The sequence below is a fragment of the Pseudomonas sp. PDM32 genome, assembly GCF_019219225.1.
Lineage (GTDB): Bacteria > Pseudomonadota > Gammaproteobacteria > Pseudomonadales > Pseudomonadaceae > Aquipseudomonas > Aquipseudomonas laurylsulfatiphila.
Genome location: NZ_JAHUWE010000043.1, coordinates 1 through 447 on the forward strand (window position 1 = coordinate 1; position 447 = coordinate 447).

1 protein-coding gene is annotated in these 447 nt (G+C 64.0%); it reads left to right on the forward strand.

All coding sequences use genetic code 11. From position 1 onward, the window contains the following. Positions 1 to 447 (forward strand): hypothetical protein (locus KW846_RS29710; RefSeq protein WP_218486464.1); only part of this gene is annotated, 447 nt, incomplete at both ends.

A 447-nucleotide genomic window follows, 5' to 3' on the forward strand; every position in this document is an offset into this window, starting at 1 on the left:
CTGGTGCTGCAGATCCACAACAACGACGATCCGGTAACCCTCAACGGCCTCAACGTGTACGGCGGCGAGCTGACGGTCTACGAGAAAAACCTCAGTGACGGCAGTAACCCCAACACACCAGCCCTGACCCAAAGCGGCACGTTCACCGTCACCGCACTGGACGGTGTGACCACCCTGACCGTCGGCGGCATCGCCGTGGTCACCGGAGGCGTAGCTGCAGGCTTCCCGCAATCGATCACCACGCCGCTGGGCAGCACCCTGACCATCACCGGCTTCAACGCCGCCACCGGTGTCGTGAGCTACAGCTACACCCTCAACGACAACGAAGCGCACCCGACCGCCAACGGCGCCAACACCCTGCCTGAACAGTTCGCCGTGACCGCGGTCGACGACAACGGCACCACCGCGACCGGTTCACTGGACGTGAACATCGTCGACGACCTGCCA